Origin of the sequence: Streptomyces sp. NPDC085937 (assembly GCF_044540535.1) — a bacterium.
In the GTDB taxonomy this organism is placed as follows: Bacteria; Actinomycetota; Actinomycetes; order Streptomycetales; family Streptomycetaceae; genus Streptomyces.
This window is the reverse complement of sequence record NZ_JBITSH010000003.1, coordinates 544,286-556,314: the sequence shown is the minus strand read 5'-3', so window position 1 is coordinate 556,314 and position 12,029 is coordinate 544,286. Positions and strand designations below refer to the sequence as shown.

Annotated in this window: 11 protein-coding genes and 1 tRNA gene; 7 read left to right on the top strand and 5 right to left on the bottom strand. The window is 74.2% G+C overall.

Annotated features, from left to right (window positions below; all coding sequences use genetic code 11):
- Positions 1-31 precede the first annotated feature (31 nt).
- Both ACIF8S_RS09610 and ACIF8S_RS09605 read right to left on the bottom strand, forming a co-directional pair.
- Complete coding sequence (locus ACIF8S_RS09610; protein ID WP_399998364.1) at positions 32-808, bottom strand: SDR family oxidoreductase; 777 nt, start codon at positions 806-808, stop codon at positions 32-34.
- Positions 809-835: 27 nt separating this feature from the next.
- The gene (locus tag ACIF8S_RS09605) at positions 836-2,011 is read right to left on the bottom strand and encodes a phytanoyl-CoA dioxygenase family protein (protein ID WP_399998363.1); all 1,176 of its coding nucleotides are present in this window, start codon (positions 2,009-2,011) and stop codon (positions 836-838) included.
- A gap of 109 nt (positions 2,012-2,120) precedes the next feature.
- On the opposite strand from ACIF8S_RS09605, the gene ACIF8S_RS09600 reads away from it, so the two are divergent.
- Positions 2,121-3,155 carry a LacI family DNA-binding transcriptional regulator gene (locus ACIF8S_RS09600; RefSeq protein ID WP_399998362.1) on the top strand — a complete coding sequence of 345 codons (1,035 nt, stop codon included), beginning with the start codon at positions 2,121-2,123 and terminating at the stop codon, positions 3,153-3,155.
- A 93-nt stretch (positions 3,156-3,248) separates the two neighbouring features.
- Positions 3,249-3,824, top strand: a complete 576-nt coding sequence (locus ACIF8S_RS09595; protein ID WP_399998500.1) for a TMEM175 family protein — start codon at positions 3,249-3,251, stop codon at positions 3,822-3,824.
- Positions 3,825-3,848: 24 nt separating this feature from the next.
- On the opposite strand, the gene ACIF8S_RS09590 is transcribed toward ACIF8S_RS09595, so the two are convergent.
- A complete protein-coding gene (locus ACIF8S_RS09590; RefSeq protein WP_399998360.1) occupies positions 3,849-5,012 on the bottom strand; it encodes a Gfo/Idh/MocA family protein in 1,164 nt (387 codons plus the stop codon).
- A 186-nt stretch (positions 5,013-5,198) separates the two neighbouring features.
- On the opposite strand from ACIF8S_RS09590, the gene ACIF8S_RS09585 reads away from it, so the two are divergent.
- Positions 5,199-5,272 (top strand) — tRNA-Pro (locus ACIF8S_RS09585).
- A gap of 67 nt (positions 5,273-5,339) precedes the next feature.
- On the top strand, positions 5,340-5,594 hold the full coding sequence (locus ACIF8S_RS09580; RefSeq protein WP_399998358.1) for a hypothetical protein: 255 nt from the start codon (positions 5,340-5,342) through the stop codon (positions 5,592-5,594).
- 60 nt (positions 5,595-5,654) lie between these two features.
- Here the strand turns inward: ACIF8S_RS09580 and ACIF8S_RS09575 are convergent, their stop codons facing one another.
- Positions 5,655-8,222: a CHAT domain-containing protein gene (locus ACIF8S_RS09575; RefSeq protein WP_399998498.1), complete on the bottom strand. Its 2,568-nt coding sequence runs from the start codon at positions 8,220-8,222 to the stop codon at positions 5,655-5,657.
- Between the two features lie 166 nt (positions 8,223-8,388).
- Here ACIF8S_RS09575 and ACIF8S_RS09570 point away from each other — a divergent pair, with 166 nt between their 5' ends.
- From ACIF8S_RS09570 to ACIF8S_RS09560, 3 genes are read left to right on the top strand one after another with little or no spacing between them, the layout of a single operon-like run.
- Positions 8,389-9,822 (top strand): S8/S53 family peptidase, encoded by a 1,434-nt coding sequence (locus ACIF8S_RS09570; protein ID WP_399998356.1) that lies wholly within the window; start codon positions 8,389-8,391, stop codon positions 9,820-9,822.
- A 59-nt stretch (positions 9,823-9,881) separates the two neighbouring features.
- Positions 9,882-10,457: an RNA polymerase sigma factor gene (locus ACIF8S_RS09565; protein ID WP_399998355.1), complete on the top strand. Its 576-nt coding sequence runs from the start codon at positions 9,882-9,884 to the stop codon at positions 10,455-10,457.
- A gap of 14 nt (positions 10,458-10,471) precedes the next feature.
- Positions 10,472-10,939 carry a hypothetical protein gene (locus ACIF8S_RS09560; protein ID WP_399998353.1) on the top strand — a complete coding sequence of 156 codons (468 nt, stop codon included), beginning with the start codon at positions 10,472-10,474 and terminating at the stop codon, positions 10,937-10,939.
- Between the two features lie 104 nt (positions 10,940-11,043).
- Here the strand turns inward: ACIF8S_RS09560 and ACIF8S_RS09555 are convergent, their stop codons facing one another.
- The gene (locus ACIF8S_RS09555) at positions 11,044-11,835 is read right to left on the bottom strand and encodes an N-formylglutamate amidohydrolase (RefSeq protein WP_399998352.1); all 792 of its coding nucleotides are present in this window, start codon (positions 11,833-11,835) and stop codon (positions 11,044-11,046) included.
- Positions 11,836-12,029: the final 194 nt, after the last annotated feature.

The following is a 12,029-nucleotide window of genomic DNA, read 5'->3' as shown; positions in this document are numbered from 1 at the left end:
GCGGTGCTCCTTGGTGAGGGGGAGGGGCAGATCAGTCGAGGCCGCCGAGGACGTTCTGGTCCCAGTCGATGACGGAGCCGGTGACCACCCCTGAGCGGTCGGAGAGCAGCAGGACCACGAAGTCGGCGATCTCGTCGGGTTGGCCGAGCTTGCCCATCGGCAGCCGTGCGGCGGCCTGCTTCCGCCAGTCGTCGCCGGCGCCGTGGAAGGTGCGCTGCGTGGCGTCCTCGCCCTCGGTCGCGGTCCAGCCGATGTTCAGGCCGTTGATCCGGATCCGGTCCCACCGGTGGGCGTGCGCCGCGTTGCGGGTGAGGCCCATCAGGCCCGCCTTGGCGGCGACGTAGGGCGCGAGGAACGGCTGTCCGCCGTGGGCCGACGAGGTGATGACGTTGACGATCGTGCCCGGCTCGGCGCGCCGCACCATGTCCGCCACCGCTGCCTGCATGGCGAAGAACGGCGCCTTGAGATTGATCGCGATGTGCTGGTCGAACAGGTCGGGGCTGGTGTCGAGGAGGGTGCCGCGTGAGGTCAGTCCGGCGGAGTTGACCAGGCAGTCGATGCGGCCGTACGCCTGGACGACCTGGGCGACCGAGTCCTTGGCCTGGTCGGCGTCGGCCAGGTCGGCCCGTACGAACATGGCCTTGCCGCCCTGCCCGGCCAGCTCGGCGACCAGCGCCTCGCCCGGCTCCGGGCGGCGGCCGCTGACCGCCACGACCGCGCCCTCGCGCACCGCGGCCCGTGCGACGGCGGCCCCCACACCCTGGCTGCCGCCGTTGACGAGGACGACCTTGTCGTCGAGGAGTCCCATGATGTCCTTCCCGGTGGTGGTTTCGGGTCAGCTCGCGCGGCGTGCGGCAGCGGCCCGCAGTGCGTCTCGCAGGGCTCGGGGGGTCCAGATCTCGCGCAGCGCCTGGCGTACCACGTCGGCCTGCGAGGGCGGGGCGAGGCCGTCGACCGGCGGGTCGTTGTCCAGGTTGGTGGGGAAGGGGTAGCCCTCGGCGCTCGCCGCGATCACGTTCTCCAGCCACTGGTCCGAGGCGCCCTCGGCCCTGCGGGCCAGCAGCACCGGGTAGACGGCGCCCACCACGGCCTCCCGGTCCACGGTCTCCATGGCCCGGCCGAACGCGGAGGACACCTGGAGGAGGTTCGCGGCGCGCCGGATGTCCGCCGAGTGGTTGGCCCCGGCGGCGTGGAACAGCGCCGGGTTGAAGAACACCGTGTCGCCCTTGGCCAGGGGGAGCTGGATGTGGTGGTCGTCGAAGTACGCCTGGAACTCGGGCAGCCGCCAGGCGAGGTAGCCGGCCTCGAACTTCTGCGAGTGGGGCAGGTACATCGTCGGCCCGGACTCCACCGGCATGTCGCAGTGGGCGACGGCGCCCTGGAGGGTGAGCACGGGGGAGAGGCGGTGCACGTGCGCCGGGTAGGCGGCGGCGGTCTCGTCGGAGAGGAAACCCAGGTGGTAGTCGCGGTGCACCGTCTGCGCGGCGCCGCCCGGATTGACGACGTTGACCTGCGAGGTGACCTGGTAGCCGGGGCCCAGCCAGGCCGTGGACACCAGGGCGATCATGTCGTTGGCGTAGTAGTCGGCGAACGCCTCCGGGTCGTGCAGGGCGGCCTTCTCCAGCGCGTTCCACACCCGGTCGTTGGCGCCCGGCCTGGCGAAGTGGTCGCCGGCGGTGGCGCCCGAGGCGCGCTGCTGGGCGATCAGGGCGTCGAACACGGCGGTGGTCCGGTCCACCACCGAGGTGTCGGAGAAGGCGCCGCGGATCACCACGATGCCGGGGCCGTCGGCGAGGGCGCGCACCAGCTCGGACTGGGCGGTGCGGCGGTCGGCGAGCGCGAGCCGCTCGGCGTCGTAGAGCAGCACGTCACGCTCGACGGCGGAGGACAGCGGGTAGGCGGAGGCGTCGGTCGACTGCTCGACCAGGGTGCGGAAGGCGTCCATATCGCAGTCCCGCTGCGACAGCCAGGCGGCCGGCGCGGGGTTCTGCACGGAAGACGATGCGGACATGGAGTCGTCCCTTCGGGTCACGGAGCGACGCGGGTGATGTCATTCTTGTCAGAACAAACCCCTCGCACCACCATCAGGAAGCCATCAAAAACCCCTCAGGAGCAGCCGCATGGGCCACCCGTTCCCGATCCGGGAAATCGCACGTCAGGCCGGACTGAGCGAGGCCACGGTGGACCGGGTCCTCAACGGCCGCGGCGGGGTGCGCGAGAGCACCGAGCGCGAGGTGCACCGGGCCATCGCCGACCTGGACCGGCAGCGCACCCAGGTCCGCCTGGTCGGCCGGACGTTCATGGTGGACATCGTCATGCAGTCGCCCGAGCGGTTCTCCACGGCCGTCCGTGCCGCCCTGGAAGCCGAACTGCCCTCCCTGCACCCGGCGGTGGTGCGCTCCCGCTTCCACTTCCGGGAGACCGGCCCGGCGGAGGAACTGGTCGCCGTCCTCGACCGGATCGCCCGCCGCGGCTCACAGGGCGTGCTGCTCAAGGCACCCGACGTCCCCGAGGTCACCGCCGCCGTCGGCCGGCTCGCGGCGGCCGGCATCCCGGTCGTCACCCTGGTGACGGACCTGCCCGTCAGTGCCCGCGTCGGCCACGTCGGCAGCGACAACCGGGCGGCGGGCGCCACCGCCGCCTACCTCATGGGGCAGTGGCTCGGCGACCGTCCCGGCAACGTCCTCACCAGCCTCTCCAGCGGCTTCTTCCGCAACGAGGAGGAGCGTGAGATGGGCTTCCGCAGCACCATGCGCGCCCGGCACCCCGCGCGCACCCTGGTCGAGATAGCCGAGGGCCAGGGCCTGGACGCCACCCAGTACGACCTGGTCCGCGCCGCCCTGGAACGCGACCCGGAGATCCGCGCCGTCTACTCGATCGGCGGCGGCAACATCGCCACCCTGCGCGCCTTCGAGGACGCCGGACGCGAGTGCGCCGTCTTCGTCGCCCACGACCTCGACCACGACAACACCCGGCTGCTGCGCGAGCACCGGCTGTCCGCCGTCCTCCACCACGACCTGCGCCACGACCTGCGCGAGGCCTGCCATCTGGTGATGCGCGCCCACGGCGCGCTGCCGCCCGCCGGACCGACCCTGCCGTCCGCGATCCAGGTGGTGACCCCCTACAACATGCCGGCCCCCGCCGTGGGCGGGTGACCCGCCTGGCGTGTATCCCCGTCCGCCGGGTGCACGGTGCCTACCGTCGTGCGCATGAGGAAACCGATCACGGAAGGCGGCCCCGACCGACTGGTGGCGCTCTCCGACGGCGTCTTCGCCATCGCCATCACCCTGCTGGTCCTCGACATCTCCGTGCCGCGAGACCTGGCCCCGGCGCAGTTCCACCAGGCGCTCGCCGACACCCTGCCCAACCTGGGCGCCTACGCCGTCAGTCTGGCGGTGCTGGGCGGCTTCTGGCGCGACCAGCGGGCGATCTTCCGTCCGGTGCGGCAGGTCGACCCCGACGTGATCGGACTGACCGTCCTCGGCCTGGGCCTCGCCGCGCTGCTGCCGTTCCCCACCGCGCTGGTCTCCGAGTACGGCGACGAACGCGTCTCCGTGGTCGTCTACTCGGCGGCGGTGGCCTCCCTCGGCGCCGTCCACCTCGCGCTCGCCGCCGTCATCGCCCGCCGGCCCTGGCTGCGCGGCGGCGCCGAACCCGTCCGCGACCAGTTCCTCTACGCCGTCGACCTCGGGGCCACGGTGGTGGTGTTCGTGGTGACCATTCCGCTGGCCCTGCTGGTGGGGCCCGCCGCCATGTGGTGGTGGCTGGTGCTGCTGCCGCTCAAGGTGTGGCTGGGACGGAAGGAGAACGCGGCGGCGGGGTGAGTGCCGTGGTGCCGGGCGGGGGAGTTACGCCGGCGCGTCCACCGTCACCCAGGATCCGCTGTCCGCCGACCGCACCATCGCGTCCAGCACGCCCGCGCTGCGCACGGCGTCGGCGAGCGTGGCGCCGTACGGGACGCCCTCGGCCACCGACCGCAAGAAGCGGTACGCCTCGATCACCTTCAGGTCGTCGTACCCCATGGCGTTCGCGGCGCCCGGCTGGAACGCCCCGAACTCCCCGTCGCCCGGCCCGACGTACACGGTGCTCACCGGCTGGTCCTGATAGCCGGTGCCGCGGCTGACCCCCAGCTCGTTCATCCGGCGGAAGTCCCAGAACACCGCGCCCTCGGTGCCGTGCACCTCGAAGCCGTAGTTGTTCTGCTCGCCGACCGAGACCCGGCAGGCCTCCAGCACGCCCCGCGCACCGGAGGCGAACCGCAGCAGACAGCTGACGTAGTCCTCGTTCTCCACCGGGCCGAGCTCGCCGCCGCTCGCGCGGGAGTGGCCGGCCGTGGCGCCGGCCGGGCGTGCCCGCTCGGGCAGGAAGACCGCCGTGTCGGCGGTCAGCGCGGCGATGTCGCCCAGCAGGAAGCGGGCCAGGTCGGCACCGTGCGAGGCCAGGTCGCCGAGCACCCCGCTGCCGCCGCGCTCCCGTTCGTAGCGCCAGGTCAGCGCGGAGTCGGGGTGCGCCGCGTAGTCACTGAACAGCCGCACGCGGGCGTGCGTGACCCGGCCGATCCCGCCGGAAGCGATCAGTTCGCGGGCGGCCTCCACGGCGGGGGCGTTGCGGTAGTTGAAGCCGACGGCGCCCTGGACGCCGGCCTTGGCGACCGCGTCCGTGACCGCCCGGGCGTCCTCCGCGGTGAGACCGACCGGCTTCTCGATCCAGATGTGCTTGCCGGCCTCGGCCAGGGCGACGCCGATCTCGCGGTGCAGGAAGTTCGGCGCGGTGATGCTGACGGCCCGCACGCGCGGGTCGGCGGCCACGTCGCGCCAGTCCCGGGTCGTCGAGGCGAACCCGAACTGCGCGGCGGCCTCCTCGGCCCGGCCCGGTACCTCCTCGGCGACGGTGATCAGCTCCGGACGCAGCGGCAGCCCCGGGAAGTGGTGCGCGACCCGTGCGTAGGCCTGGGTGTGCACCCGCCCCATCCAGCCGAATCCGACGACGGCGACGCCCAGCGCATCCACCATGACTGCCTCTCTCCGGCCGGGTCCTGTTCCGCCCGCCACCTTCGGGTCCCGCTCGGTGTCCTGTCAACCATTTGACAGGACAATCAGAGAGGGCGGGCGTGCGCCGACCCCGCACCGGCCGGCCCTCCCCCGCGCATACGGTAGGGTTGACCTGCGAGATCACGCGGTTCACCGCGGGAGCCGCATCGGGACGTGGCGCAGCTTGGTAGCGCACTTGACTGGGGGTCAAGGGGTCGCAGGTTCAAATCCTGTCGTCCCGACGATGCGAGGACAGGGGGCCCGCCGTGCGACGGCGGGCCCCCTGACGCATGCCGAGGAAGTGCACGCGTGGCGACGGGTGTTGCAGCTCACTCCCGTCGGCAACCGCAGGTCTCGGCGATCGTCGTGCGGATCGAGCAGGCCTATCCGCACTGCCCCAAGTCGCTGATGCGGGCGGGCACCTGGAAGCCGGAGCAGTGGGTGCCGGCCGACGCCCAGCCCACCAGCGCCGAGGTGGTGCTGGCCCAGCTGAATCTTCCCGGCCTGACCATCGAGCAGATCGAGGAGGCGGAGCGGGAGTCCCTGCGCCTGCGTTCCGAGTGAGCGCGCGCCTCGGACGCGAGCCGGGCGGGCGACCCGCCGACCGCGTCCGTCCCGCCCCTCTCACGCCGCGCCGAACGCCGTGAACGCCCAGCCCGTGGCCCGGTGCAGGGCGTCCTGCGGGAGGGCCGCCCGGGCGTCGCGCAACGCTTCCGCCAGGGGCAGGCCCGCCTCCAGGCCCTCGTGGAGCGCCAGCATCAGCGGGACGACCGCCGCGTCGTTGACCGGGGCGCTGCACGCCACCACCCCCGCCGTGCCCAGCGGCAACAACGCCGTGACCAGGCCCAGGAGTTCGTCCGCGCCGACGGTGGCGAAGCGGGCCGTGTCGCAGCAGGACAGAATGATCCGGTACGGGCTGCGGCCGAGCCGCTCGAAGTCGTGCACGATCAGCGGACCGTCCGCCATCCGCAGCGACGAGAACATCGGCCCGTCCGTACGGAACGTCCCGTGCGCGGCGATGTGCGCCAGCCCGGCACCGTCCAGTTCCGCCAGCACCCGCGGCACGGACGCGTCCCGGTGCTCCAGCACCGTGGCCCCGCCGTAGCGGGCGGCCAGCCGGGTCACCTCCGCGCCGCCCGTGGCGAGACCGGGCCCACGCACCAGCACCTGACGTCCGCCGCGAGGCGGCTCCGTCTCCCGCGCACGCAGCCAGCTGCTCGCCGACGGCGACACGCTGACCACCCGCTCCCGCAGCGAAGGCAGCAGCGCCCACGGCACCCGGTGCAGCCGCCCCGGCGGCACGATCACCAGCGGACCGTCACCGAGGTGCGCCACGGCGGGACCCAGCAGCAGCTCCTCCAGACGGCGCCCCGAGGCCTCCACCACTGGCAGCCGGGCCTCCGCCCCCGGATGCGCCAGCCGCCGCAGCCCCGCCTGGACGTGCTCGGCCTCCGTCTCCGCCGCCGCCAGCAGCCCCGCCTCGAACCGGCGCACCCTGCCCCGTCCGCACAGCAGCACCTGCACCCGCCCGTCGACCACCGCCAGCTCCACCAGCCGCACGCCGTCCCCCAGACGCTCCAGCAGACGGCCCGCGTCGAAGCGGTCGCCACCGTGGGGCGCCTCCGCCCGCATATGGAGCGTGCGGGAGCGGATCTCCCGCTCCAGGCGCCGCTGGTCCCGCTCCAGGGCCGGCACCGGCCGGCCCTCCATCCGGGACTCCTCGGCGCGCGCCGCGATCTCCCGGTACGCGGTCATGTGGCTCAGGAGCTCCGGGTCGGCGGGCGGCCGGGTCGGCGGCGCGGACAACGCGGTGGCCCGCCAGCGTTCGCTCCACACCAGCAACTGCCGCGGCCCGCCCGACCGCAGGGCGGCCTGCTGCGCGAGCGCCGCGAGCTCCGCGCCCTGCGCCGTGGCACGCGCCCGCAGCTCGGAGGCGCCCAGCGTCATCCGGTGGTCGTCCAGTACGTCGAGGCCGCGCCGGCATGCCTCCAGCACGCCCCGCGTCGAGCCGGCCGCCCGCGCCCTCAGCGCCTGCGCCGCCCAGCCGGTCATCCGCGCGAGCGGCGGCCCGCTCCGCCTGCCGCGCGCAGCCACCGTCAGATACCGTTCCGCGTCCGCCGTGCGGCCGAGGCCGAGCGCCATCCGTCCGGCGAGCAGGAACGCCTCCGGGGCGGCCGGGGCGCCGAGCTCCACCAGCCGCTCCGCGACCGCCGCCGCGTCCGCGACCAGCCGGCCGGAACGGCGGCCTGCCGCGTGCCGGGCCCCGATCAGCACCAGCCGGGCGTGCGCCTCCCACCAGGAGCGCCGCTGCCCCGCGAAGAGCCGCACCGCGAGTCCCGCGCGCGCGATGGCCGTCGCCGGGTCGTCGGCCAGCCGGGCGGCCCGCGCCGCGGCCAGCAGCAGCTCCGCCTTGCGGGTCGACTGCCCGCCGATGGAGTCCAGCTCGGCGATCGCCGCGTCCGCCTCGGCCAGCGCCTCCGCCGCGAGACCGGCCGCCATCAGCACCTCGCAGCGCCGGATGCTCAGCATGAACGTCGGCGTGCCCAGCTTGGCGTAGCGCTCCTCCGCCTCGTCCAGCAGCCGCAGCGCGGCGGGGACGTCACCGGACCGGAAGGCGGCCAGCCCGCGGCTCTCCACCGCGTCCGCCTTGTCGTGCTCCTGGTCCGTGACCGCCCACAGGTCCTCCGCCGACGCGAAGTCGGCGTCCGCCCGCTCCACCGCGCCCAGCGCCAGGTGCACCGTCGCCCGCAGCGTCAGCGCACGCGCCGTCCAGATCACGTCCCCCGCCTGCCGCAGCACGGGGACGGCCCGTCGTACGTCCTCCAGGGCCTCCTTGTGATGCCCCAGCACCCACCAGGAGTACGCCCGCCGGAACAGCACCCGGGCGCGGGTGTGGCCCGTGCCGCGCCCCACCCCCCGGCGCAGGGCGTCCAGGCCCTGCCGGGTGCGGCCCGAATGCACCAGCGCGACCCCGAGCGTGGCGAGGACGTCCGCCTCCCGGTCGGCCGAGCCCGCGCGGGCCGCCCAGTCCCTCGCCCTGCGCAGATGCCGCAGGGCGAGCCGCATGTCCCCGAAGTCCCGCTGCCAGATGCCGATCACCTGGTGGGCGACCGAGGCGTGCAGGGGCTCGGGGCGGTGGCGCAGGACGGCCTCGGCCTTCGTCCGGGCCTCGCCGGGGGCGGCGAACACCATCGGCAGGAGGTCCTGCACCGCGTCGCTTCCGGCTGTCACCTCCACGATGGTAGTGGTCCGCAACCGTGCCTCACAGATGCGGCGTTGTATCAGAGGACCGTCCGGCGGCTCCCGTTCACGACAGCTGCGCGGCCCCGGCCCCCGTCGACCGAGTGGAGGACACGCCATGGCACCCCGGCGATTCCATGAGCAGTTCCGGCAGATCCAGCGCTCCATGCCCGACGTGCCGCTGGCCGTGGGACCCGACGACGCGGGGGAGTTCCTCTACGAGAAGGGCGTCGTCCTCGCCCGCGAGGGGGAGGAGGCCCAGGTCGTGGAGGACACCGTGCGCGGGCACTTCACCACCTTCGCCGCCGGCGTGCCCGACCGCGTCCGCCGGCTCGGCCCCGCGGCCCACCGCTCCGGCGTCGTCCGCATCCAGGTCTCCGACCCCGGCGAGGGCGACGCCGCCGGGGACCCGGCCGTCACGGGCGCGCTGCGCGCGCTGTCCGCGGTGCAGGGCCGCGTCGGACGGCGCATGGTCAGCCGCAACCACGTGGTGCACATCGCCGTCAACGCCTGCCCCGGCGACGAGCCGGTGCCCGTGGCGCGCGGCGCCGGGCCGAATCCGGCCGTCGCCGGGACCGAGGGCGACCCGCCCGGGGACGCGGCCCGCGTCCTGGTCGTCGACACCGGCCTGATGCACGACTACCGCTCCTACCCGCCGCTGGCCCGCACCGTGGGGGACGCGCAGGTCGCCGAGTGCGACGACGACGGAATCCTGCAGCAGTACTGCGGGCACGGCACGTTCATCGCCGGACTGGTCGCCGCCGTCGCCCCGCACACCGACATCACCGTCAGCGGCGCGCTCAACGACGCGGGGGCGGTGCTGGAGCACGAGTTCGGCGAGAAGCTCTTCGACGCCGTCGACGCGGGCGGCTGGCCGGACGTCCTCAGCCTCTCGGCGGGCACCTCCAACGGCCGCACCGACGGTCTACTCGGCATCGACGCCTTCATGCGCGAACTACGCGACCAGGGCACCTTGCTGGTCGCCGCCGCGGGCAACAACGGCAGCGCCGCGCCCTTCTGGCCCGCCGCCTACGCGGACCTCCCCGGTTACGAGGACAGCGTGCTGTCCGTCGGGGCGCTGCGCGCCGACGGGGAGGCCGGCGCGTGCTTCAGCAACCACGGCGGCTGGGTGAAGGCCTACGCCCCCGGTGAGCGGCTGACCAGTGCCCTCACCGGCTTCGAGGCTCCCGTCCCGTACGTGTACCAGCACTCCACCTACGACGCCTGCCGCTACGGCTTCACCTACGCCTGCACCTGCAACCACCCGCGTCACACGGGTGTGCTGAGCGAGGACGGTCCCTCCGCCAAGCCGGACCAGGTGATGTTCGAGGGGCTCGCCCAGTGGAGCGGCACCTCCTTCGCGACCCCCGTCGCGGTCGGCATGATCGCCTCGCACATGACGGCGCACGGCGTACGCGACCCGCGTGCGGCGCGCAGGCAACTGCTCGACGGTGTCACCGAGTTCGCCGAAGTGCGCGGGGCGCACGTGCCCGCGCTGTTCCCGCCCACCTGGCGCCCCGTGAGCGTCGTCGCGCCCACCGCGCGCCCATGATGATCGCCACCACCCCCTCCGCGGCGTACCATGACGTGCCGTACACGAGGGGTGGCACCGTGGAGCGTTCGGAAGTCGGCGCGTTGGTCCGGTCCGCTGTCGACGGCGACGCGGCGGCCTGGAAGGCGATCGTGGAAGGGCTGGGCCCGCTCGTGTGGTCCGTGGTGCGCGCGCACCGGCTCTCCGACGCCGACGCCCACGAGGTCTACCAGACCGTGTGGTTCCGCTTCACCCAGCACCTGGGCCGCCTCCGGGAGCCGGAGAAGGCCGGCTCGTGGCTGGCCAGCACCGCGCGCCACGAGTGCCTGAAGGTGCACCGCGGCGCGCGCCGGCTGGTGCTGACGGACGACCCGCAACTGCTCGACCGGGTCAGCGAGGACGGCGAACCGGAACAGTCGCTGCTGGAGTCGGAGGAGGCGGCCGCGCAGGGCGAGCGGGTACGGCGGGTGTGGCAGGCTTTCGAGGAGCTCGGTGACCGCTGCCGCCAGTTGCTCCGCGTGCTGATCGCCTCGCCGCCGCCCAGTTATCAGGAGGTGTCCGCCGCGCTCGACATCGCGGTGGGCAGCATCGGGCCGATGCGCCAGCGCTGTCTGCGCCGGCTGCGGGCCCGGCTCGAGGCACGGGGGACCACGTGAGCGACAGGGACGACATGAGTGACGGGACGGGGCTCCCCGAGGGCCCCGACGTCGACGACGAACTGCTCGAGGAGGAGCTGCGGCAGGCCGCGGCGGTACTGGACCCGGTGCCCGCGGCGCTGCTCCAGAGCGCGGTCGACGCCTTCGCGCTGGTCGACCTGGACGCCCGGGTGGCCGAGCTGACCTTCGACTCGCTGGCCGACGCGATCCCCGTGCGGGGGGCGGCGGACACGGCGCGCATGCTGACGTTCACGGCGGGCGAGGTCACCCTGGACGTGGAGGTGACCGAGGAGGGGCTGATCGGCCAGGTGCTGCCACCGGGGCCCGCCCGCATCGAGGTGCTGGACGGCCCCCGTCCCGCCGCTTCCGTCACGGCCGACGACATGGGCCGCTTCACCGCGGACACCGCCCCGTCCGGCCCGTTCGCCCTACGCCTGCGCACCGCCGACGACGTGGTCGTCACGGAGTGGCTCCGCGTCTGACCGGCGCCGAGACCGGCGCCTCGCTGGTCGAGGGGCCGCGAAGGGGCGGTGCGGGCCGGGGGCGCCTCGGTTGCGGAGGCGGCCCTCGCCGGCCCCCGTCCGCGTCAGGCCGCGTCGATCAGCGTGCCGAGTGCCGACGCGAGGCGGGGCAGGCCCTCGTCCGCAGGGCCGCCCGGTTCGGTCATGTAGGTGTCGCGGCGGATCTCCACCATCAGCGCGGACACCTCCGCCCGCTTGCCGTAGAACTCCAGCGGCACGTACGTCCCCGCGAACGGGCTGTCCAGCCCCGTCTCCCCGCACGGCGCGAACGCCTCACGGGCGGCGGCGAGCAACGCGGGCGGGGTGTGGAAGGGGTCGGTGCCCAGGCACACCTCGGGACGCGGCCCGTCGCCGTGCAACTCGTACGGCAGTGGCGCGCTCGGGTAGGAGTGCACGTCGACGATCACGCACCTCCCGGTCACCGCGAGCCGGCCGGCCACCGCCTCCGTCATGGCCCGCGCGTACGGGTGGAAGTACCGCTCGACCAGCGGGGCGGCGTCGAAGCCGTCCGGCCGCAGCGCGTCCTTGTGGGTGGTCCGCGTGTACACCGCGCCCATGCCCACGGCGAGCATCTCCTCCCGCTCGTCCGGGAACCGCTCGGGGTCCACGACCAGACGCGAGAGCCGGTTCACGAACCGCCAGGGGGTGACGCCGGCCGCGCGGGCCGCCGCGTCCGCGATCGACGCGGTGTGCGCGTCGGTGATGTGGTCCAGCTCGCGCTCCAGCGCGGCGTCGTCCAGGACGATCCCGGAGCGGACGTCGGCCGGTATCTCCCGGGCCGAGTGCGGCACGTGCAGGATCACCGGGGAGGCGGGGTCTCCAGGAAGGAGGTCGAACGAGGGCGGCACGACGGTCATGCGCTGCTCCAAAGGTGCTGTCGGTGGTACGGACGTACGGACGATCAAGGTGCCACACGCCACTGACAACGACCCCCGAGCGACCGCCCGAGCGACCGCCCGAGCGACAGCCCGGGGGGCCGACCCCGGGGGAGCCGACCCCGGAGAGCCGGACCCCGAGGAGCCGAAACCTGGGCAGCCGAAGCCCGCGCAGC

Excerpts from the sequence above, each read along its gene's own strand:
- ACIF8S_RS09600 (WP_399998362.1), top strand. The coding sequence starts at position 2,121 with ATGGGCCACCCGTTCCCGATCCGGGAAATCGCACGTCAGGCCGGACTG.
- ACIF8S_RS09610 (WP_399998364.1), bottom strand. The coding sequence starts at position 808 with ATGGGACTCCTCGACGACAAGGTCGTCCTCGTCAACGGCGGCAGCCAG.
- ACIF8S_RS09605 (WP_399998363.1), bottom strand. The coding sequence starts at position 2,011 with ATGTCCGCATCGTCTTCCGTGCAGAACCCCGCGCCGGCCGCCTGGCTG.
- ACIF8S_RS09590 (WP_399998360.1), bottom strand. The coding sequence starts at position 5,012 with ATGGTGGATGCGCTGGGCGTCGCCGTCGTCGGATTCGGCTGGATGGGG.
- ACIF8S_RS09570 (WP_399998356.1), top strand. The coding sequence starts at position 8,389 with ATGGCACCCCGGCGATTCCATGAGCAGTTCCGGCAGATCCAGCGCTCC.
- ACIF8S_RS09555 (WP_399998352.1), bottom strand. The coding sequence starts at position 11,835 with ATGACCGTCGTGCCGCCCTCGTTCGACCTCCTTCCTGGAGACCCCGCC.
- ACIF8S_RS09575 (WP_399998498.1), bottom strand. The coding sequence starts at position 8,222 with ATGGTGTTCGCCGCCCCCGGCGAGGCCCGGACGAAGGCCGAGGCCGTC.
- ACIF8S_RS09560 (WP_399998353.1), top strand. The coding sequence starts at position 10,472 with ATGAGTGACGGGACGGGGCTCCCCGAGGGCCCCGACGTCGACGACGAA.